Source organism: Burkholderia sp. AW49-1 (assembly GCF_053427845.1).
Window position 1 is genome coordinate 28547 of record NZ_JBSAXF010000009.1, and the last position, 22112, is coordinate 50658.

General features: G+C 68.6%; 18 protein-coding genes, 1 tRNA gene and 1 riboswitch. Of the genes, 14 read left to right on the forward strand and 5 right to left on the reverse strand.

The window, feature by feature from the left end; translation table 11 throughout:
- Positions 1-4: 4 nt before the first annotated feature.
- On the forward strand, positions 5-256 hold the full coding sequence (locus ACV22W_RS15910) for a formate dehydrogenase subunit delta (RefSeq protein WP_448020377.1): 252 nt from the start codon (positions 5-7) through the stop codon (positions 254-256).
- An 8-nt stretch (positions 257-264) separates the two neighbouring features.
- Here the strand turns inward: ACV22W_RS15910 and ACV22W_RS15915 are convergent, their stop codons facing one another.
- Positions 265-1920 carry an FAD-dependent monooxygenase gene (locus ACV22W_RS15915; protein ID WP_448020378.1) on the reverse strand — a complete coding sequence of 552 codons (1656 nt, stop codon included), beginning with the start codon at positions 1918-1920 and terminating at the stop codon, positions 265-267.
- A 130-nt stretch (positions 1921-2050) separates the two neighbouring features.
- On the opposite strand from ACV22W_RS15915, the gene ACV22W_RS15920 reads away from it, so the two are divergent.
- A complete protein-coding gene (locus tag ACV22W_RS15920) occupies positions 2051-3889 on the forward strand; it encodes a tetratricopeptide repeat protein (RefSeq protein WP_448020379.1) in 1839 nt (612 codons plus the stop codon).
- A 76-nt stretch (positions 3890-3965) separates the two neighbouring features.
- Here the strand turns inward: ACV22W_RS15920 and tcuC are convergent, their stop codons facing one another.
- The gene (gene tcuC, locus ACV22W_RS15925; protein ID WP_059816248.1) at positions 3966-5261 is read right to left on the reverse strand and encodes an MFS transporter; all 1296 of its coding nucleotides are present in this window, start codon (positions 5259-5261) and stop codon (positions 3966-3968) included.
- Positions 5262-5609: 348 nt separating this feature from the next.
- On the opposite strand from tcuC, the gene ACV22W_RS15930 reads away from it, so the two are divergent.
- Positions 5610-6560, forward strand: a complete 951-nt coding sequence (locus ACV22W_RS15930) for a hypothetical protein (RefSeq protein ID WP_448020380.1) — start codon at positions 5610-5612, stop codon at positions 6558-6560.
- A 76-nt stretch (positions 6561-6636) separates the two neighbouring features.
- On the opposite strand, the gene ACV22W_RS15935 is transcribed toward ACV22W_RS15930, so the two are convergent.
- Together ACV22W_RS15935 and ACV22W_RS15940 are read right to left on the reverse strand one after the other, a co-directional pair.
- Entirely contained in the window at positions 6637-7338 is a 702-nt protein-coding gene (locus ACV22W_RS15935) for a DUF2968 domain-containing protein (protein WP_448020381.1), read from the reverse strand.
- Between the two features lie 114 nt (positions 7339-7452).
- The gene (locus tag ACV22W_RS15940) at positions 7453-8640 is read right to left on the reverse strand and encodes a gamma-glutamyl-gamma-aminobutyrate hydrolase family protein (protein WP_448020382.1); all 1188 of its coding nucleotides are present in this window, start codon (positions 8638-8640) and stop codon (positions 7453-7455) included.
- Positions 8641-8918: 278 nt separating this feature from the next.
- On the opposite strand from ACV22W_RS15940, the gene ACV22W_RS15945 reads away from it, so the two are divergent.
- The 8 genes from ACV22W_RS15945 (at position 8919) to ACV22W_RS15980 (ending at position 16886) form a co-directional block, all read left to right on the forward strand.
- Entirely contained in the window at positions 8919-9599 is a 681-nt protein-coding gene (locus tag ACV22W_RS15945; RefSeq protein WP_448020383.1) for a GntR family transcriptional regulator, read from the forward strand.
- A gap of 7 nt (positions 9600-9606) precedes the next feature.
- The gene (locus ACV22W_RS15950) at positions 9607-10983 is read left to right on the forward strand and encodes an amidase (protein ID WP_448020384.1); all 1377 of its coding nucleotides are present in this window, start codon (positions 9607-9609) and stop codon (positions 10981-10983) included.
- A gap of 149 nt (positions 10984-11132) precedes the next feature.
- Positions 11133-11645: a disulfide bond formation protein B gene (locus ACV22W_RS15955; RefSeq protein WP_059467072.1), complete on the forward strand. Its 513-nt coding sequence runs from the start codon at positions 11133-11135 to the stop codon at positions 11643-11645.
- A gap of 613 nt (positions 11646-12258) precedes the next feature.
- Positions 12259-13263 carry a xanthine dehydrogenase accessory protein XdhC gene (gene xdhC, locus ACV22W_RS15960; RefSeq protein WP_448020385.1) on the forward strand — a complete coding sequence of 335 codons (1005 nt, stop codon included), beginning with the start codon at positions 12259-12261 and terminating at the stop codon, positions 13261-13263.
- Between the two features lie 18 nt (positions 13264-13281).
- Positions 13282-14307 carry an adenosine deaminase gene (locus ACV22W_RS15965; RefSeq protein WP_124613256.1) on the forward strand — a complete coding sequence of 342 codons (1026 nt, stop codon included), beginning with the start codon at positions 13282-13284 and terminating at the stop codon, positions 14305-14307.
- 27 nt (positions 14308-14334) lie between these two features.
- The gene (locus tag ACV22W_RS15970; protein ID WP_448020388.1) at positions 14335-14685 is read left to right on the forward strand and encodes a hypothetical protein; all 351 of its coding nucleotides are present in this window, start codon (positions 14335-14337) and stop codon (positions 14683-14685) included.
- A complete protein-coding gene (gene guaD / locus ACV22W_RS15975; RefSeq protein ID WP_059699462.1) occupies positions 14682-16001 on the forward strand; it encodes a guanine deaminase in 1320 nt (439 codons plus the stop codon). Before ACV22W_RS15970 ends, guaD begins: the two co-directional genes overlap by 4 nt.
- A 96-nt stretch (positions 16002-16097) precedes the next feature.
- A riboswitch (yybP-ykoY riboswitch) is annotated at positions 16098-16273 on the forward strand.
- Positions 16274-16313: 40 nt separating this feature from the next.
- Positions 16314-16886 (forward strand): TMEM165/GDT1 family protein, encoded by a 573-nt coding sequence (locus tag ACV22W_RS15980; protein ID WP_448020389.1) that lies wholly within the window; start codon positions 16314-16316, stop codon positions 16884-16886.
- Between the two features lie 52 nt (positions 16887-16938).
- On the opposite strand, the gene ACV22W_RS15985 is transcribed toward ACV22W_RS15980, so the two are convergent.
- Positions 16939-17640, reverse strand: a complete 702-nt coding sequence (locus ACV22W_RS15985) for a DUF4136 domain-containing protein (protein ID WP_448020391.1) — start codon at positions 17638-17640, stop codon at positions 16939-16941.
- Positions 17641-17826: 186 nt separating this feature from the next.
- Here ACV22W_RS15985 and pepN point away from each other — a divergent pair, with 186 nt between their 5' ends.
- The 3 genes from pepN (at position 17827) to ACV22W_RS16000 (ending at position 22112) form a co-directional block, all read left to right on the forward strand.
- Positions 17827-20520 carry an aminopeptidase N gene (gene pepN / locus ACV22W_RS15990; protein ID WP_448020393.1) on the forward strand — a complete coding sequence of 898 codons (2694 nt, stop codon included), beginning with the start codon at positions 17827-17829 and terminating at the stop codon, positions 20518-20520.
- Between the two features lie 288 nt (positions 20521-20808).
- On the forward strand, positions 20809-21828 hold the full coding sequence (locus tag ACV22W_RS15995; RefSeq protein WP_059530086.1) for a class 1 fructose-bisphosphatase: 1020 nt from the start codon (positions 20809-20811) through the stop codon (positions 21826-21828).
- Positions 21829-22036: 208 nt separating this feature from the next.
- Positions 22037-22112: transfer RNA gene (locus ACV22W_RS16000), tRNA-Thr, on the forward strand.

Here is a 22112-nt window from a genome sequence, read left to right on the forward strand (position 1 = left end):
CGCGATGGACATCGGACACCTGATCGACATGGCCAACCAGATCGGCGCGTTCTTCGAATCGATGCCCGATCGCGAAGAAGCGCTGGCCGGCATCGCCGAACACATCCGGCGCTTCTGGGAACCGCGGATGCGGCGCGCGCTACTCGCCGCGCTCGACGATCCGTCGAGCGAAGCCGCGCAACGCGCCGCGCCGATCGTGCGCGACGCGATCGCCGCGCATCGCGCATCGCTCGTGCCGGCCGCGGCCCCCGTCTGAGCGCCCCGCTAAGCGGGCACCGGCATGCCCGCGAACCAGCTTTCGCAATGGCGCAGCAGCGCGTTCGCGTCGGTTGCGGTACGGCCGCGCACCGCGATGTAACCGTCGGGACGCAGCAGGTAAAACGACGGCCTCGAACGGCCGTATACCTGGGCGAGCCCGTCCGTGCCGTCGCTTTCGGCATCGGCGACGCGCCAGGTTCGCACGGCGCCCGGCATGATCCGCTCCAGCCCCTGCACAAGCGCCTGCGCGTCCGCGGGCATCGGCGGCACATCGGCCGTATCGCCCGTGTCGGCACCTGCCGGCTCCTCGAGCAGCAGCAGCGTAAAGCTCGCCGGATCGTGCAGGTCGTATAGTCGCGCGGTCCCGGGCGCCCGGCCGAGCGGCCCGTCGACCACGTGCACGAGCGCGTCGGGTGCACGCTCGCCTGCGCGCGGCCCGCCATCGAGCACGCGTTCGAGCGTGAGCGGGCTTTTCCGGTATTGCACACCGAGCTCGCTGACGGTGCGGCGCACCGCGTCACGCACCGGCCCGAACGACGCCAGCAGCGGCACGACATGATCGCGCAGCAGCTTCATCGCGCCGTGGTCGGCTTCGACGATCTGCGTAATGAAGCCGGTCTGCCGCAATACGTCACGCTCGATCGGATGGCGCTCCGCGTGATACGTGTCGAGCAGCCGCTCCGGCGTGCCCGCGCCAAGCACGCGCGCGAGCTTCCAGCCGAGATTGAACGCTTCCTGGATACCCGTGTTCATGCCCTGCGCGCCCGCCGGGCTATGAACATGCGCGGCGTCACCCGCGAAGAACACACGCCCGTGACGCAGCCGGTCGACCATCCGGCTATGCAGACGGAAATACGCCGACCACGCCAGATCGCTCGGCGCGATCGACGCGCCGACGCGAGCGCGCACGATCGCCTCGCATTCGTCGAGCGTCGGGTTCGGCGCGTCGGGCGATGCGTCGCCGCCGGGCGGCCGGTCGGCGACGAGCCGGTAGCGGCCGCCGCCCATCGGAAACAGCCCCGCGATGCCGTCCGGCGTCGTGAACAGGTGAATCTCCTCGTCCGGCCAGTCGGGTATCGCCGAGAAATCGGCGAGCAGGAAGGTCTGCTCGAACGCATGCCCCGTGAAGCCCAGGCCGAGCAGATGACGCACCGTGCTGTGCGCGCCGTCGGCGGCGATCAGGTACGACGGTGCGAACGCCTGTTCACGGCCGTCGGCGCCGCGGATCGTCACGTCGAGCGACGTACCGCCCGCGTCGCACGCGGTCAGCGTGACGCCGCGTTCGACCGTCACGCCGAACCCGGCCAGGTGCTCGGCGAGCAGCCGCTCGGTGATGCTCTGGTCGAGGAACAGCAAATACGGATAGCGCGTTTGCAGCGGATCGAAATCGAGCCGCGCGATCACGCGGCCGTCCGCATGCAACGCGGCGGCATGCGCACGATGGCCCAACGCGAGAAACGGTTCGACCGCGCGATGCTGCTCCAGCAGTTCGAGCGTGCGCGCCTGGATGCCGATCGCGCGCGAATACGGTGCGGGCGCGACGAGCCGGTCGATGATGCGCACCGGCACGCGGGCACGCGCGAGCGCCATCGCGGCGGCAAGGCCGGTCGGGCCCGCGCCGACGATCAGCACGGGCGGGATATCGAGCAGTGTGTCAGCCATGAGAACCTCGATGACACGCGATTGTGCAAGTCTACGCCGCTCCGCGTGACGGGGCCATATGCCGACCGGCCGATCTGGGGCGCCCGCGCGCAGTGTGGGAAAATACGCGCTTTCCGTCAGTTTTCGCGTCATGGATTCCGCATTCGACCGAGCGTATGCCGCGCACCGCGCGGGCCGCCTCGCCGAGGCCGAGCACGGCTATCGCACCGCACTCGCCACCAATCCCGCCGACGCCGACGCACTGCATCTGTTCGGCGTGCTGCGGCATCAGCAGGGCCAGCATGCCGAGGCGGCCGATCTCGTCGGGCGTGCGGTCGAGCTGCGCCCGAACGATGCCGCGCTGCAGCTCAATCTCGGCAACGCACTGAAGGCGCTCGGCCGCCTCGACGAAGCAATCGACCGCTTTCGCAACGCGCTGACGCTCGCGCCCGAATTTCCGCTCGCGCACTACAACCTCGGCAACGCGTATGCGGCACTGCAGCGCCACGAGGATGCCATCGACGCATTCGGCCGCGCACTTCGGCTCACGCCCGACGACGCATCGATCCACAACAACCTCGGCAACGCGCTGAATGCCCTCGGCCGTCACGACGACGCGCTCGCCGCGTTTCATCGCGCCCTCGAACTGCGGCCCGGGCACGCCGGCGCGCACAACAATCTAGCGATGGCCTTGAACGCGATGGGCCGGGCCGATGACGCGATCGCGCACTTCCAGGCGGCGATCGCCGCGCAGCCGCGCTTCGTCGCCGCTCATTTCAATCTCGGCAACACGCTCGAGGCGGTCGGCCGTCACGCCGAAGCCGCCGCCGCATTCGAAGCCGCGCTCGCGCTGCACCCGCCGTTCCCGCTCGCCCTTTTCGGGCTCGCGAACGCGCTGTGCGCGCAGGCACGCCAGCGCGAAGCGCTGCCCTATTACGAACGCGCGGTCGGCCTCGATCCGTCGTTCAGTCTCGCGTGGCTGAACCTCGGCAACGCGCATCACGCACTCGGCGCGCACGAGATGGCGCTGCGCGCGTACGACCAGGCGCTGCGCGTCGCTCCCGACCTCAAACTCGCGCACCTGCATCGCGCCGTCACGCTGCTGACGCTGGGCGACTTCACGCGCGGCCTGCCCGCATACGAAACGCGTCACGACACGCCGGGCGCGACGCCGCTCGGCACGTTGCCGCGCTGGCAAGGCGAGCCGATTGCGTCGCGCACGCTGCTGATCCGCGCGGAACAGGGCTTCGGCGACACGCTGCAGTTCGTCCGCTTCGTGCCGCTCGCCCGCGCGCGCTGCGCGCGCGTCGTGCTCGAAGTGCAGCCGGAACTCGTCACGCTGCTCGCGCCTGCCGCGGCACGCTGGCGCGTGACGCTCGTCGCACAGGGCGCCGCGAAGCCGCCGGCGGCGGACGTCGCGTGCACGCTGATGAGCCTGCCGTTCCTGCTCGGCCTGCAGCCGGCCGACATCGTCGCGGGCAAACGCTACCTCGACGCGCCGGACAGCGCGCACCGGCGCTTTCGCGGCTCGCTCGGCGGCCAGTCGAAGCGCAAGTTCGGTCTCGCGTGGTCAGGGCGGCGGCAGGCGCAGGAAAACCGCTCGATGCCGTTCGACGCGCTCGCGCCGCTGCTCGCGCTGCCGGACATCGACTGGGTTGTGCTGCAGCCGGCGCTCGACGAAGATGAACGCGCGCGCGTCGACGCGCATCCGCGCGTGCATCGCCTCGACGGGCGACTGAACGACTTCGCCGACACGGCCGCGCTGATCGAACGGCTCGACGGTGTCGTCACGATCGACACGGCGGTCGCGCACCTCGCGGGCGCACTCGGCAAGCCGCTGTGGATCATGCTGCCGTTCGCGCCCGACTGGCGCTGGTTCACCGGCGACGATTGTCCGTGGTATCCGCACGCGCGGCTCGCCCGCCAGTCCGCACCGGGGCAATGGCTCGACGTGGCGGCGGCGGTCGCCGACGCGTTGCGCGACGCCTGACCGCGGCCGAACGCAGATGAAAAAAGGAGCGCGACGCGCTCCTTTTTTCATTCGACGTGACGCGACGCGGGCGGCGTCAGGCCGCCTTGTACTGGTTGCGCGACTCGGGCGTGCGATACAGCACGAGCGTCGCGATCAATCCGCAGATCGCGGCGACGCTCAGCCACAGCCCCGGGGCCGCCTTGTTGCCGGTCTGGTGGATCAGCAACGTCGAGATCGCCGGCGTGAAACCGCCGATCGTCGTCGCGAGGCTGTACGCGAGCGAGAAGCCGGCCGTGCGCACGTCGGCCGGCATGACTTCGGTCAGCGCGACGACCATCGCGCCGTTGTACGAGCCGTACAGGAACGACAGCCACAGCTCGACCGCCAGCAGCCGCAGGAACGACGGATCGGCCACGAGCCACAGCACGGCCGGGTAGGCCGACAGCAGCGTGAGCACCGTGAACGCGATCAGCACCGGGCGGCGGCCGATGCGATCCGACAGCGCGCCGGACAGCGGTAGCCAGACGAGATTGGACAGGCCGACGCAGACGGTCACGACGAGCGCGTCGAGCGACGACAGGTGCAGCACTTCCTTGCCGAACGTCGGCGTATAGGCCGTGATCATGTAGAACGACACCGTCGTCATGATCACCATCCCCATGCCGGCGATCACGACACCCCAGTTCTCGAGCATCGAACGCATGATCTCGCCCATCGTCGGACGATGACGCTTCGCGAGGAATTCGTCGGTCTCCTTCAGCGAACGACGGATCAGGAACAGGAACGGGACGATAAGACAGCCGATCAGGAACGGAATGCGCCAGCCCCACGCGGTCATGTCCTCGACCGGCAGCGCGCGGTTCAGCAGCACGCCGACGAACGCGGCGAACACGACGGCCACTTGCTGGCTGCCCGATTGCCACGACGTATAGAACCCCTTGTGGCCCTTCGTCGCGATCTCCGACAGGTAGACCGACACGCCGCCAAGCTCGACGCCCGCGGAAAAGCCCTGCAGCAACCGGCCGAGCAGCACAAGCACCGGCGCGAGCACGCCGATCGTCGCATAGCCGGGTATCGCGGCCACCGTGAGCGTGCCGAGCGCCATCAGCCCAAGCGTCAGGATCAGCCCCTTGCGGCGGCCGTGGTGGTCGATGTATGCGCCGAGCACGATCGCGCCGACCGGGCGCATCAGGAAGCCCGCGCCGAACACGGATAGCGACAGCATCAGCGACGCGAACGCATTGCCGCTCGGAAAATAGGTTTTCGCGATGGCCGACGCGTAATACCCGTAGACCATGAAGTCGTACATTTCCAGGAAGTTGCCGCTGACGACCCGGAACACGGTACGAACCTTGGATTCCTGCGCGACGGCGTGCGTTGCTGTGGACATGCTGTTCTCTCGGCGCGGACGGCGCGACATCGGCGCCGTGTGGATCGGACGATGCGGGTGGCACCGGACCGGCACGCACGAACATCGCTGCCAGCCGGCGGCACGCCGCGCAACGATGTGCACGCCGGCATGGTCGGCAAATGATGCCACGCGAAGCCGACAATTGCCTTGGGCCGACCCGCGATCGCCGTCGCCGCGTTCGTCTCGTACGAATCGCCTCGAAAAACGCACGAAAATCAGATCGGTCTGATCGACAGGTCGCCGGCGACTCACCACAATGTCACGACTCGCCACGCTATTCGCGCCGCGGCCGGCATCGTCGCCCGTGTCGCACCGCGTACCGCCCTCATGATCCCGACGCCCCTCGTTTCCGTCGAAGGCCCGCTTGCCCGCCCTCGTGTCGCACCACTCGACGGCGTGCCGCCGTTCGGCCGCGAATGGACGTTCAGCGGCGCACCCAGCACCCGGCTCGGCACGCGCTGCACTGCCATCCTGAAAACCTCATGCATCGACGTCGAAGCACCGCATCGCACGTGCCGCTGGCAATCGCCGCCCGCCGCGCGCCCGGTGTCTGTCGGTGTACCGGCCGTTGCGGCGCGCGCCGCCGGCCAGCACATCGAGCATGCCGCCGGTCGCACGCATGAGCGGCGTGCGCGGCACGCCGCCTGCTGGAGCATCGGCGCACTCGGCATCATCGGCTGGCTGATCGCCGCGCACGAGCCGTTCCCGGGTTTCGCGCCTGCGCCTGCGATTCAGACCGTTGGCGTCGTGCCGGCGCATCCCGTGCAGTCGATGGGTGCCGTGCAAACGGCCGCGGTGGCGCCCGCCACGCCGACCATCGCGCCGGCGCAGCCCGTTACGGCGCGGCCGCTTGCGACGCCTTCCGCAGCGTTGCCCGTCGCGCGCAGCGCGACGACCGATCCAGCGCCGCGACGCCCCGACACGACACCGAACGTTCAGCGCGTCGCCAGCACATCATCGCCGGCGCCGCATCGGCCCGACAACAGGCGCACGACAACGGCACGCGAGCACGCACCTTCCGCGCCGCAATTCACCGCCCGCCCGTCGGTCACGCACCACGCGTCGCGCACGCCGACGCCCGATCGCGCCGGTTCGCCCGCGCATCCCGGAGCCGCGCACGATCCGCTCGACGATCCGCTCACGCTTATCGCGATGGCGAACGCGCTGCAGGCCGATCGCCCGGCACCGGCGGCCAATGCGCCCGTCGCCGGCTTCGACTGGACAGCGCAACTGTCCCACCGCCGCCTGACCGACGTACCGGATACGCTCACCCGCTGACAGCGCCCAACAAAAAACCCGGCGAAGCAGGCTTCGCCGGGTTTTCGTCCGTCCGTCGGTCCATCGGGCTGAATCGTCACTTGTGCGCGGGCAACCCCGTTTCGGACTGCCGTTCGAGTTGCCGTACCTGCTCCTGCAGATCACGCAACTGCACTTGCGCGGCCCGCTTCTCGATCTGCAGCGCCTGCGTCTGCTCCTGCGCCGCCTTCTGTCGCTGCGCGACCTCGGACTGCTGGCCGCGTGCAATATTCAGATCTGCCTGCAGTTGCTGCGCGCGATTCGCCTGCAGGGCGATCACGCGTTCGAGGAACGTCTTCTGCGCCTGGAGTTCAGTGCGACGAATTTCGACATCCGCGAGTTGCACCGTCTGCTGGACGAAGTTCGCGTACACCATCTCCGCGCGGTTCTTCTCCTGCGACCTGATCACGCGCCACAGATGCTTGTCCTGAAACAGCGCGACGTAATACGTCATCTCGCGCGGATCGAACATCAGGCTTGCGCCATAGCTGCCGTTGTAGGTGGTGCGCATCTCGACGATTCGTCCGTCATGCAGCATCTGCGTGAGTTCGGCGACGTTGCCTTGCGCGGTGGCATCCGTGGCGGATGTCGCGGATGCCGGCACCGCAGTCGCCGCATCGCCGCTCAGGCTCGTCACCGCGGGGCGCGTGCCCGCGACCGGCGCGGTCGCGTCGGACCACGCCGCGCCCGCGTGCGCGCAGGCGGCCAGCGCAACGATCCACGTCGCGCATCGTGCAGGGGAAAAATCTCGGAAGGCCAACGTCAGACTCCGTCGAACGAATCGGGAGTCGCGATTATCGTTCAAAACGAAACGGCCGCATCTCGAATTTATCGGGATGCGGCCGGCTTACCTGCGCGGCAATACAAGAACGGGTTACAGGCGGGTCTCGCGAGCCGCGCGCAGGAACGCATCGAGCAGCGGCGTGCAGTCGAGCAACTCGGAACCGCCGGCACGATGAAACTCCGGGTGCCATTGCACGCCGACGACGAACGGTGCACGTCGGTAGCGAATGCCTTCGATGATCCCGTCGCCGGCCGACACGGCCTCGATGTTCAGATCGCGGCCGAGATCGCGGATCGCCTGATGGTGGATCGAGTTCACGATCGCTTCGCTGCGCCCGGGGAACATGCTCGCGAGCGTCGACGAGTCGGGGAAGCGGATGGCGTGGCGATGCTGGTCGTAATGCTCGCTCACGTGCGCATTCGCGGTCGGCACGTCCGTCGCGATGTCCTGGTACAGCGACCCGCCGAACGCGACGTTGATCAGCTGGGCGCCGCGGCACACACCGAGCACCGGCTTGCCGGACTCGACGAACTCGTGAAACAGCTCGAGCTCGTACATGTCGCGCACGCGGTCGCCCGGCCATTCGGGGCGCGCATCCGACGCCGCGTAGGTTTGCGGCGACACGTCGGCGCCGCCTTGCAGCAGCAGGCCGTCGAGATGCTTCGCGTAGTCGCGCAGGCGGATGTTGCTCGGATGCAGCATGCCCTGGTGACCGACGGTCGGGATCATGAACACGAGCACGTCGCGCGACATCACCCAGTGCGCGATCGATTCCTCGAGATACTGCAGCGTCTTGCCGCGCAGCCCCTTCGCGCCCGGCTCCGGATGGAAGATCCGCGCCGACACGCCGATGCGCAGCGTGCGCTGCGTGATCCGCTGGCCGGCGCGATCGAAGATCCGGCGTGCGCGCGCCGCGACGATCCGGCCGAACACCGACCACGGCGTGTCGCTTTGCTTCAGGTACGCCGGCGGCGCGTTCTGCGCGCTCGCGGGCGGCGGACGCGGCGTGTCGAAATCGGGCTGCGCGCCGAAGCCGGGCGGCGCGGCACCGGGTTTCGGCGGCACTGCACGGCCTTCTGCGGCTGCGCCTGTCGTGCCCGCGGCGCCCGGCTCGGACGCCGCCGTGACCGGCGACGCGCCGTCCGCCGCGACGATCTGCGCGGCGGCAGCCTGCGTGGCGGGCGCCTCCGGCGTATGCGCCGGACTGGAACGGGGGGAATCGGTGGAAGCGGAAGAGGTGCCGGGCAGACCGGCCGGGGAAGGCGTGTTTTCGCTCATGACGATGGTCTGGTACGTCGCTCGCGCGTGGTGGATTGACGAGGATTCATTATGCTTCAGTGCACGATCGCGCGGTAAACGAGCAACATCCTGTCGATATTGTTGCAACTCGTCGCATCCGCCGTGACGCGCGTCACCGGCCCCGTTCGATAACATCGACAGTCGCCCGGGCAAACTGGACATCAGTGATATATCACAATAATATTCACGAATCGCCCACGCTACCCGATCGACCGCGCCATGATCGCGCCCTGCCCGGCCACCTCGCCGCCGCCCGCATGAACGTCCTGACCGACGCCCTCCACGACCGGCCCGCCGCATCGGCGGTCAGCCTCGCCGATCGCGCGTACGCGCTGATCCAGCGCGACATCATCACGATGCGCCTGAAGCCTGGCGCCGCGCTCAACGAAGCCGACCTCGTCGCACGCACCGGCATCGGTCGCACGCCCGTCCATCAGGCCGTCCACCGGCTGGTGCTCGAAGGGCTGCTGTCCGTGATGCCGCGCAAGGGGCTGATGGTGCAGCCGCTGTCGCTCGACGACATCGTCGCGGTGATCGACGTGCGCCGCATCAACGAAGCGCATTGCGTCGAACTCGCCGCACGCTATGCGACGCCCGACGATCTTGCGCGCATGGCCGCGCTGCTCGACGACGGGCAGGCCTGCGTCGACACGCACGACATCGAAGGCATGATGGAGCTCGACCGCGCGTTTCATCAGACGATCGCCGCGGCGGCACGCAACAGCGTGCTCGCGGAAATCCTGCGCGCGCTGCACGAACGCTCGCTGCGTTTCTGGTTCGTCACGCTGTCCGAGCCGCGCCACCTGTCCGAGGTCCAGCGCGAACACCTCGAATTGTTCGAACGGCTGTCCGCGCGCGATGCCGCCGGCGCGCGCACGGCCGTCGAACGCCATATCGACTCGTTTCGCGCCACGCTTGTCCAACATCTTCGTCCCTGAGCCGCCCATGACCACCTTCACGCCCTTCCCTCCGCTCGCCCAGCTCGCCGCCGACCTCGCCGCCGGCCGGACCACGAGCCGCGCGCTCGTCGACGTCGCGCTCGACCGGATCGCCGATCCGTCCGGCCAGGGTGCCGCCGTCTTCACCGAAGTCGACGCCGACAACGCGCGCGCGACCGCCGATGCCCACGACCGCCTGCGTGCAGCGGGCACCGTGCTGTCGCCGCTCGCGGGTATCCCCGTGTCGGTGAAGGATCTGTTCGACGTCGCGGGCCAGGTGACGCGCGCCGGCTCGCGCGTGCTCGACGGCGCGCCGCCCGCCAAGGCCGACGCGGTCGCCGTCGCGCGGCTCAAGCGCGCGGGCGCGGTGCTGGTCGGCCGCACCAACATGAGCGAGTTCGCGTTCTCGGGGCTCGGCCTGAATCCGCACTTCGGCACGCCGCGCTCGCCGTACCGCCGCGACGTGCCGGGCGACGCGCGGATTGCCGGCGGCTCGTCGTCCGGCGCGGCCGCGTCCATCGCCGACGGGATGGCGGCCGTCGCGCTCGGCACCGACACCGGCGGCTCGATCCGCATTCCGGCCGCGCTGTGCGGGCTCACGGGCTTCAAGCCGACCGCGAGCCGAATCCCGACGCAAGGCGGCGTGCCGCTGTCGACCACGCTCGACTCGTTCGGCCCGATCGGCCTGACGGTCGCCTGTTGCGCACTCGTCGACCGCATGCTCGCGGGCCTCGAGCCGAACGTGCCGGCCGCGCGGCCGCTCGAAGGCGTGCGGCTCGGCGTGCTGACCAACTATGTGACGGACGGTGTCGACGCCGATGTCGCCGCCGCGCTCGACGCATCGCTGAAACACCTCGAAGCCGCCGGCGCGATCGTCACGGAAGTGCGCTTTTCCGCGCTCGACCGGTTGCCGGACATCAACCGCTTCGGCTTCTCGCCGATCGAGGCATACGCGTGGCATCGCCCGCTGCTCGCGCAGCACCGCGACCAATACGATCCGCGCGTGCTGTCGCGCATCCTGAAGGGCGAGCCGGCGAGCGCGGCCGACTATCTCGACCTGCTCGCCGCCCGCCAGGCGATGCTGGACGAAGCGGCGCACACGGTCTGGTCGCGCTTCGACGCGCTCGTCGCGCCGACGGTGCCGGTCGTGCCGCCGCGCATCGCCGAACTCGAAGCGGACGACGCCGCCTTCACGCGCACCAACGCGCTGATCCTTCGCAACCCGAGCGCGTTCAACTTCCTCGACGCCTGCGCGCTGTCGCTGCCGTGCCATCCGCGCGACGCCGCGCCGGTCGGCCTGATGCTCGCGGCCGCGCCGCATCGCGACGATGCACTGCTCGCGATCGGCCAGGCGGTCGAAGCCGTGCTGACCACGATCCGGTGACCGCACGGGCGCAATGACGACGGCAGATGCCCCAGACGCAGTGGCTGCGGCGGGGTGCCGCACGTGCGTTGTCAGTTTCGTGCCAGATCGTTCGCGCTAAAATCGCGCGATTGTTTATCGGACCGACCAACGACAGGAATCCCGCCGACATGAACGACTCCACGCTTGCACTCCGCCGTGAACGCCGCCTGCTGATGCTGCTCGGATGGGTGTGCATCGCCCTGCTGGCCGGCGCGCTCTATCTGCAGTACGTGAAGAACGAAGATCCGTGCCCGCTGTGCATCATCCAGCGCTACTTCTTCGCGGCGATCGGGATCTTCGCGTTCCTGGCGGCCGGGATGCGCAACTGGCGCGGCATCTGGGTGCTCGAGCTGCTGATCGCGATCGCCGCGGCCGGCGGCGTCGGCACCGCCGCGCGGCACCTGTCGATCCAGATGAATCCGGGCTTCAGCTGCGGCTTCGACACGTTGCAGCCGATCGTCGACAGCCTGCCGCCCGCCCAGTGGTTCCCCGGCATGTTCAAGGTCGCCGGCCTGTGCGAGACCGTCTACCCGCCGATCTTCGGCATCCTGCTGCCGGGCTGGGCGCTGATCGGCTTCGCCGCGATCCTGATCGCCGTCGCCTCGAGCCTCTGGCGCCATCGCCGCAAGCTGGCAGGCTGACCGGGCGCGCCACACGGTCCGGCCGACCGGTCGAGGCCGCGCGGGCGCTTCGCGCCGCTCACCCGGCTGCACCGGCGCAGCGCCAACGCGGCCGCCGCTGCCGGCCGCGCGTAAACACCTACCCCCGCCGCAACGCGGATTTCCGGGCGAACGCACCGCGCGCGACATCCGCGCGCACGCCCCGCCGCGCATGCGTTTCGGCCCGATGCCCGTGCATCGGCGCCCCGATCCCGCGCGGCGGGCCTATGATCGACATGATCGCCGCCTGATAGCCCGGATCACCGCCCGGCAATGTTTCCGCCGCCTCGCGGTGCTATCTTCGCGACTGGATGGCGATCTACGTGCGCGAGGCCAGCGGTCTCACCTCCTGCGTAACGCGCGCCCGATCCGCAATGTCGACCGGATTCATCATGACAACGCAAACCATCCGCATCCGTCACCCTCATGGCGTCCGCGCGTCCCGCGGCGTCGTTCGCGCGCGCCTTCGGCGCACGGCCACCGCACCGAACCAGTCGGGCAGCCGGCTCGCGTCGCTCCCGTCCACCCTCGTTGCCACCGCGCCCGCCAGCCCGCGCCGCGCGTCGTGCCGCGTCGTCCGGACCGGAGCGTGCTGATGGAAGCCTGGCTCGGCGATTTGCAGCAACTGCTCGCTCACGGCGAAGCGGCCGTGCTCGTGACGGTCGCGCACACCGACGGCTCCGCGCCGCGCGAGGCCGGCACCAAAATGCTCGTCACGCGCGACACGGCCCGCCATACGATCGGCGGCGGTCATCTGGAATGGAAGGCGATCGAGATCGCGCGGCACCTGCTGAAGGACGGCGCGCACGTGCCCCACGCACGCCGGCTCGAACGGCTCGCGCTCGGCCCGAGCCTCGGCCAGTGCTGCGGCGGCGCGGTCGTGCTCGCGTTCGAGCGGCTCGACGTCGGCGACCTCGGCTGGATCATGTCGCTCGCCAAGCGCGTCGCGGCGGGTGCCGCGACCGTGCGTAGCGTATCATTCGGCCCCTCGCCGGGCGCGCCGCTGCTCAGCGAGCCCGAATCGCCCGCGGCGCGCGCCGACTGCCTGCTGTGGGAAACCGGCGGAGTGTCGCTGATGACCGAAACGATCGCGCCATTTGCGTTCCCCGTCGTGCTGTTCGGCGCGGGACACATCGGCACCGCGCTCGTGAAGGTGCTGGCGACGCTGCCGTGCCACGTGCACTGGATCGACGGGCCCGACGCGGTGTTCCCGCCGGCCGACGCACTCGCCGGGATCGGCAATCTCGCGATCGACGCGATGGCCAGCCCGGCCGATGCCGTCGACACGGCGCCGCCGCATGCGTACTTCGTCGTGATGACGCACGACCACACACTCGATTTCGTGCTGGCCGAACGTATCCTGCGGCGCGGCGACTATGCGTATTTCGGGATGACCGGCTCGCGCACCAAGCGCATGCAGTTCGATCATCGGCTGGCGGCGATCGGCATCGATCCGGCCCAGGTCGCGCGGATGCGCTGCCCGATCGGCGTCGAAGGCATCGTCGACAAGGCACCCGAAGTGATCGCGATCTCGGTGGCCGCGCAATTGCTGCAGGCCGTCGAGGCAAACGCGCCCGTGCAGGTTTCCCCACAATTCTGACCGACCAAGAACAACGCCATGACCCCGACATTCAAGGACAAGATCGCCCGCGCTCCGAAAGCGGAGCTGCACATCCATATTGAAGGCTCGCTCGAGCCCGAACTGATTTTCGCGCTCGCGCAGCGCAACGGCGTGAAGCTCGCGTACGAGTCGATCGACGCGCTGCGCGCCGCGTACGCGTTCACCGACCTGCAGTCGTTCCTCGACATCTATTACGCCGGCGCGAGCGTGCTGCTGACCGAGCAGGATTTCTACGACATGACGGCCGCGTACTGCGAACGCGCACTCGCCGACAACGTCGTCCACACCGAGCTGTTCTTCGACCCGCAGACGCACACCGAACGCGGCGTGCCGATCGAGACCGTCGTTGCCGGCATCGACCGCGCGCTCGCCGATGCCGAGCAGCGCGGGCTGTCGAGCAAGCTGATCCTGTGTTTCCTGCGCCACCTGTCCGAAGAAGATGCGCTCGCGACGTTCGAATCCGCATTGCCGCTGTTCGAACGCTATCGCCACCGGCTGATCGGTGTCGGTCTCGATTCGTCCGAGCTCGGCCATCCGCCGACGAAGTTCGCGCGCGTGTTCGAGAAGGCGCGTGCGCTCGGGCTGAAGCTCGTCGCGCATGCGGGCGAGGAAGGCCCGCCCGCCTACATCTACGAAGCGCTCGACGTGCTGAAGGTCGACCGGATCGACCACGGCGTGCGCAGCATCGAGGACGCGGCGCTCGTCGAACGCCTCGCACGCACGCGCACGGCGCTGACCGTGTGCCCGCTGTCGAACCTGAAGCTGTGCGTGTTCGACGACATGGCGAAGCACACGCTGAAGGCGCTGCTCGATCGCGGTGTCGCGGTGACGATCAACTCCGACGATCCGGCCTATTTCGGCGGCTACGTGAACGACAACTACTTCGCGACGGTCGACGGGCTGCAACTGACGGACGCCGAAGTGCACGCGGTGATCCGCAACGGCTTCGAGGCGTCGTTCGTCGACGCCGCGCAGCGCGATGCGCTGATCGCGCGTCTCGATTCGTACTGGCAAGCCGCGTGACGGCCGGCATCGAGGTTCGCTAGACAGATGAAACACGTCGACGACATCCGCTTCGTGGCGACCGGCTCGACCCTGCGCCACGCCGGCCGCGTGCGTGCCCCGCGCGCGCACGCCGACGCCGCGTCCGTCGCCCGCGCGGCGACGGCGTTGTGCGACGTCGCGCGCCGAAGCCTGTCGTGGCGGCTCGTCATGCAGCTCGCCGCCGCGCCGGTCGCACATGCCGACACGCTCGCGTGCGCGTTCGCCATCCGCGGCGCCCCGGCCTCCGCGCTTTGCCGCGTCGCGCATGCCCGGGCAGCACCCGCCATGCCGTCGCCCGCGCGGCGCCGACCGTTTTCTTCTGTTCGCCTTACCTTGATGCAGGACCATTCGTCATGACGCAAACCGCTTTCCGTTCCCAACTGCTGACCTTCAACGGCGACCCGGCGCAGTCGAGCCAGGCCGCGAACCACGAGACCGACGGCCTCCTGATCGTCGACGACGGCAAGGTCGTCGCGGCCGGCCCGCATGCGCGGCTCGCCGCGACGCTCGCGCGCGACGCGGTCGTCCATGATCTGCGCGACAAGCTGATCGTGCCCGGCTTCATCGACACGCACATCCACTATCCGCAGACGGACATGATCGCGTCGCCGGCGCCCGGCCTGCTGCCGTGGCTCGACAAGTACACGTTCCCGACCGAGCGCCAGTTCGGCGATCCGGAACATGCGCGCGAGGTCGCCGACTTCTTCGTCGACGAACTGCTCGCCTGCGGCACGACGAGCGCGCTCGTCTACTGCACCGTGCACAAGCAGTCGGCCGACGCGCTGTTCGCGGCGAGCGACGCGCGCGACCTGCGGATGATCGCGGGCAAGGTGCTGATGGACCGCAACTGCCCCGAATTCCTGCGCGACACCGCGCAATCGGGCTATGACGACAGCGCCGAGCTGATCGGCCGCTGGCACGGCAAGGGCCGCCAGATGTACGCGCTGACGCCGCGCTTCGCGCCGACGTCCACCGAGGCGCAGCTCGAGGCATGCGGCGAACTCGCGCGTCGCCATCCGGACGTGTTCGTGCAGAGTCACGTCGCGGAAAACGTCGATGAAGTGAAATGGGTGGCCGAGCTGTTCCCCGGCCACCGCAGCTATCTCGACATCTACGACCGTTACGGGCTGCTGCGCCCGCGCGCGGTGTACGGCCACTGCATCCACCTCGACGACGAGGACCGTCGCCGGATGGCCGAGACGCGCACCGTCGTCGCGCACTGCCCGACGTCGAACTTCTTCCTCGGCAGCGGGTTGTTCGACTTCGACAAGGCCGGCGAATTCGACGTGCCCGTCACGCTCGCCACCGACGTCGGCGGCGGCACGTCGTTCTCGATGCTGCAGACGATGAACGAGGCGCACAAAGTCGCGCGGCTGTCGGGCCACCACCTGACCGCGACGCGGATGTTCTGGCTCGCGACGGCCGGCGCCGCCCAGGCGCTCGACCTCGCCGACACCGTCGGCACGCTCGCGCCGCGCACCGAAGCCGACTTCGTCGTGCTCGACCCGCAGGCCACGCCGCTGCTCGCGCGCCGCACGAAACGCGCGGAGTCGCTCGAGGAACTGCTGTTCGCGTTCGCGCTGCTCGGCGACGACCGCGCCGTGTACCGCACGTATGCGGCCGGCCAGCTCGTGCACGAGCGCGGCGCCGCACGCCGCACCGCCGCCGCGTAACGCACGCGCGCTTGCCTGCACCTGCTCCGGCGTGCGTCGCGGCACATGCCGGCGCAACCGGATTCGCACCGCGCACGCCACACGGCGTGCTAGAATTCGCCGCTCATTGGGGAGTAGCCGCTCCGCTCGATGCTCCGCGCCAACGGCGCGCATCGTGACGGAGGCGTCCGTCAACAGACTTGGCCTTTCGGCCATGGCGGACGCAGCCACCAAGGCCTGGCGAGACCGATGGTTCACTGCGCGCCGCATCAGGGCCCGGCGCGCGGTGGATCGTCGCTCGCACGCACAACACCGGCCCGTGGAACCCCATACGTGTCCCAAGCCTTCCTGATCTCCACCGGCGCCGTCACCCTCGCTGAAATCGGCGACAAGACCCAACTGCTGTCCCTCGTGCTGGCCGCGCGCTATCGCAAGCCCGTGCCGATCATTCTTGGCGTGCTCGTCGCAACGCTCGTGAACCACGGCTTCGCCGGTGCGTTGGGTGAATGGCTCGGCGCGCTCGTCACGCCGTCGATCATGCGCTGGGCGCTCGCGTTCTCGTTCATCGCGATGGGGCTGTGGATCCTCGTGCCGGACAAGCTCGATGCGGACGAAGCCAATGCCAACCGCTCGCGGCTCGGCGTGTTCGGCGCGACGCTCGTCGCGTTCTTCCTCGCGGAAATGGGTGACAAGACGCAGATCGCGACCGTCGCGCTCGCCGCGCGCTTCCAGGATTACATCGGCGTGGTGGCCGGCACGACTTTCGGGATGATGCTGGCGAACGTGCCCGCCATCCTGCTGGGCGACCGTTTCGCGCACCGCTTGCCGACGAAGCTGGTGCACGGCATCGCGGCCGTGCTGTTCGTCGTGCTCGGCGCGCTGGCGCTGCTGGGCGTCGGGGCGTGACGCGCGCAGGCACGTGGCGCGGCCGGGCGGCCGCGCCGGTGTCGATCCCGCGTTACTTCGCGACCGCCGCCCCCGATGCCGGCACGGCCGGCACCGCACGCTCGTTGGCGGCCGGCGCGGCCGGGCCGCCGTGCTTGTCGACCGGCAACCGCACCGTGCGGATCGCGCCGTTCGCCAACGGGAAATCGGCGAGCGCGCTGCGCGCGAGGAACGGCATCGCATACAGCAGCGCACCGTTGTCGCCGGTGGTGCGCGCGGTCACGTTGTAGACTTCCTTGCCGGTCGCGCGCTCCGTGATCCGGATGCCGAGCGTGTAGTCGAAGACCTGGTAGGTCTGCGCGACGTAGCCGGCCGGCATCGGCCCCCAGGGCCCCCACGGGCCCCACGGCCCGCCCCGCCAGTACGGCCCCGGCCCCATGAACCACGGGTCGTAGTAAACCGGCTGCGGCACCGTCACCAGATCGCTGCCGACCCCGTAGGCCAGCCCGACCAGATAGCGGGCCTGCGCGGCAGGCACCTGCCTGAATGCATACGCGGACAGCTCGTTCGCGACGATCGGCTCGTAGGTCGACTGCTCGATGCTGTGCTTCTGCGCATCCGTGCGCGTGAAGGCGTAGGTGCGTGTCGCATCGCTGCCGCTCCAGTCCGAGAAGGCCGTGACCTGCGTCGTCACGTAGCTCGTGCAGCCCGTCAGCAGCGCCACGCACAGCACCGCCGCCCAGCCCGCACTTCGTTGAATCCATTCGTGTTTCATGTCGATCCTCGTCGATCCGTCATCCGTTCGTCGCACCGCGCGAACCGCACGGGATGCCGATAATACGCGGACAGCCGGAACCGGTAAAAAGTTCGCCCGGCACGCAGCCGCCAGCCTTTGTACAATGGCCCGGTTCGCCCGGCCCGCGCCGCGGGCCCGATCCCCATTCCACCGATCTCGACGACCATGTCCGACAACGCCTCCTCCACCGTGATCCGCCGCGCCGACTATACGCCGCCGGCCTTCCTCATCGATTCCGTCGCGCTCGAATTCGATCTCGCGCCGGCCCGCACGATCGTCAGGAATACGATGCGCGTGCGCCGCAATCCGGACGCGGCGCCGACGCCGCACCTGGAGCTGCTGGGCGAAGCGCTCGAATTCCTCGGTGCACACCTCGACGGCGCGCCGTACGGCGCGGTGCGCGTGCACGAACACGGGCTGACCGTCGAAAACGTGCCCGACGCGTTCGAGCTCACGCTCGACGGCGCGTGCGCGCCGGACCAGAACACGACGCTGTCCGGCCTGTACGTGTCGAGCGACAACTTCTTCACGCAGTGCGAAGCCGAGGGCTTTCGCCGCATCACCTACTTCCTCGACCGCCCCGACGTGATGGCGTCGTACACCGTCACGCTGCGCGCCGACAAGACCGCGTATCCGGTGCTGCTGTCGAACGGCAACCTCGTCGACTCGGGCGAGCTGCCCGACGGCCGCCACTTCGCGAAATGGGAAGACCCGTTCCGCAAGCCGAGCTATCTGTTCGCGCTGGTCGCGGGCAAGCTCGTCGCGATCGAGGAGAAGATCACGTCCGGCTCCGGCAAGGAAAAGCTGCTGCAGGTCTGGGTCGAACCGGCCGACCTCGACAAGACCCGTCACGCGATGGATTCGCTGATTCACTCGATCCGCTGGGACGAGAAGCGCTTCGGCCTCGAGCTCGATCTCGACCGCTTCATGATCGTCGCCGTGGGCGACTTCAACATGGGCGCGATGGAGAACAAGGGGCTCAACATCTTCAACACGAAGTACGTTCTGGCGAACCCCGAGACCGCGACCGACACCGACTTCGCGAACATCGAATCCGTGGTCGGCCACGAGTACTTCCACAACTGGACCGGCAACCGTGTGACCTGCCGCGACTGGTTCCAGCTGAGCCTGAAGGAAGGCCTGACGGTGTTCCGCGACCAGGAATTCTCGGCCGACATGGCGGCGGGCGACGACGTCGATTCCGCGGCCCGCGCGGTCAAGCGCATCGAGGACGTGCGCGTGCTGCGCCAGCTGCAGTTCGCCGAGGACGCGGGCCCGATGGCGCATCCGGTGCGTCCGGAAAGCTACGTCGAGATCAACAACTTCTACACGATGACCGTCTACGAGAAAGGCTCGGAAGTCGTGCGGATGTACCAGACGCTGTTCGGCCGCGACGGCTTCCGCAACGGGATGGACCTGTACTTCAAGCGCCACGACGGTCACGCCGTGACGTGCGACGACTTCCGTCATGCGATGGCCGACGCAAACGGACGCGATCTCGCGCAATTCGAACGCTGGTACAGCCAGGCCGGCACGCCGCGCGTGTCGGTGCGCACCGCGTACGACGCGGCCGCGCGCCGCTACACGGTCACGCTCGCGCAAGGCTACGGCGATGCGTCGCCGGCCGCGCGCGAGACGCAGCAGGGGCCGCTGCTGATTCCGTTCGCGATCGGCCTGATCGGCCGCGACGGCCGCGACCTGCCGTTGCGTCTCGACGGCGAAACGGCCGCGTCGGGCACGACGCGCGTGCTCGACTTCACCGATACCGAACAGACCTTCACGTTCGTCGACGTGCCGGAGCAGCCGCTGCCGTCGCTGCTGCGCAATTTCTCGGCACCGGTGATCGTCGAGTACGACTACAGCGACGACGACCTCGCCTTCCTGCTCGCCCACGACAGCGACCCGTTCAACCGCTGGGAAGCCGGCCAGCGCCTCGCGACGCGCGCGCTGCTGACGCTCGCCGCGCGCGCCGCCGCGAACGAGCCGCTCACGCTCGGCGAGAACTTCGTCGCCGCGTTCCGCCGCGTGCTGACCGATGAAAACCTGTCGCCCGCGTTCCGCGAACTCGCGTTGACGCTGCCGTCGGAAACCTATCTGGCCGACCAGATGGCGGAAGCCGATCCGGCCGCCGTGCATCGCGCGCGCCAGTTCGTGCGCCGCCAGCTCGCGACCGCGCTGCGCGTCGAGTGGCTCGCCGCGTACGAGCAGCATCAGACACCGGGCGCGTATGAGCCGACGCCCGACGCATCCGGCCGCCGTGCGCTGAAGAACCTCGCGCTCGCGTATCTCGCCGAACTCGAGGATCCGGCCGACGCCGTGCGCATCGCGACCGCGCAGTACGATGCGGCGAACAACATGACCGATCGTGCCGCCGCGCTCGGCGCGCTGCTGTCCGCCGCGGCATCGGGCGCGAACGACGCGGCCGAACGCGCGCTCGACGACTTCTACCGTCGCTTCGAGAAGGAAGCGCTCGTGATCGACAAGTGGTTCGCGATGCAGGCCGCGCAGCGCGGCACGTCCACGCAGCCGACGCTCGCGAAGGTACGCAAGCTGATGGCCCACCCCGCGTTCAATCTGAAGAACCCGAACCGCGCACGCTCGCTGATCTTCAGTTTCTGCGCGGCAAACCCGGCGCAATTCCACGCGGCGGACGGCTCGGGCTACGCGTTCTGGGCCGAACAGGTGCTCGCGCTCGACGCGATCAACCCTCAGGTCGCCGCGCGCCTCGCCCGCTCGCTCGAACTGTGGCGCCGCTTCACGCCGGCGCTGCGCGACCGGATGCGCGATGCGCTCGAGCAGGTCGCCGCCGGCGCGAAATCGCGCGACGTGCGCGAGATCGTCGAGAAGGCACTCGCGTAACGTCACGCACGCGATTCGCGTCGCGTGCTCGTGCGACGAAGCCGGCGCCGCCCCATCGCGGCGCCGGCTTTTTTGTCGTCTGAAGGTTGGCGGGGTCGGAGCGGGACCACGCGTTCAGGCGCCCGGTTTTACCGCCGCTTTCGCGCCGAGCCGCCGCGCCGCGCACGCCCGAACCCGGCCGGGGCAGCCGATCGACCATGTAACCGGACGAAAAAAGGCGGCGGCTCGGGAGGCGCGCCGGGTAAAATTGCGGCAATTCAAGGATTCTTTGGCCTTTCGGAGTCTGTCATGTCCATTGCCCGCCGCACCACGCTGTCCAAGTTCCTGATCGAGCAGCAGCGTGAGACCAACAACCTCCCCGCCGACCTCCGCCTGCTGATCGAAGTCGTCGCCCGCGCGTGCAAGGCGATCAGCTACAACGTGTCGAAGGGCGCGCTCGGCGATGCACTCGGTACCGCCGGCAGCGAGAACGTCCAGGGCGAAGTGCAGAAGAAACTCGACATCCTGTCGAACGAAATCCTGCTCGACGCGAACGAATGGGGCGGCAACCTCGCCGCGATGGCGTCGGAAGAAATGGAAACGTTCTTCCCGATCCCCGCGAACTACCCGCGCGGCGAATATTTGCTCGTGTTCGATCCGCTCGACGGCTCGTCGAACATCGACGTGAACGTGTCGATCGGCACGATCTTCTCGGTGCTGCGCTGCCCGGACGGCAAGCAGGCCACCGAGGAATCGTTCCTGCAACCGGGCACGGAGCAGGTCGCGGCCGGCTACGCGGTGTATGGTCCGCAATCCGTGTTCGTGCTGACGACCGGCAACGGCGTGAACTGCTTCACGCTCGACCGCGAAGTCGGCTCGTGGGTGCTCACGCAAAGCAACATGCAGATCCCGGCCGATACGCGCGAATACGCGATCAACGCATCGAACGCACGTCACTGGTATGAGCCGGTCCAGCGCTACGTCAGCGAATTGAACGCTGGCAAGGAAGGCCCGCGAGGCGACAACTTCAACATGCGCTGGATCGCGTCGATGGTGGCCGACGTGCACCGGATCCTGAACCGCGGCGGCATCTTCATGTACCCGGCCGACAAGCGCACGCCCGATCGTCCGGGCAAGCTGCGCCTGATGTACGAAGCGAACCCGATGTCGTTCATCGTCGAACAGGCCGGCGGCGCCGCGACGACGGGCACGCAGCGCATCATGGAAGTGCAGCCGACCGGCCTGCACCAGCGCGTGCCGGTGTTCCTCGGCTCGAAGAACGAAGTCGAGCGCGTGACCAGCTATCACAACGAAGGCGAAGGCAAATAAATTTGCACTGCAGCACTAGACGGAGGTGCGAGACGCCAGTACAATCGCGCCTTCGCGATGTGGCCCTGACAGGCTGCATCGCAGTGAAGTGAAAGCGGGAAGTCCGCCGGATCGATGGTTTCGCGAAGCAGCCGCAGCAAGCTGAAAAAAATTCGCAAAACCTATTGCCAAGATCTCGGATTTAACCATATAATTTCATTTCTCTGCTGCCGGTGTAGCTCAGTTGGTAGAGCAGCGCATTCGTAATGCGAAGGTCGTAGGTTCGACTCCTATCTCCGGCACCA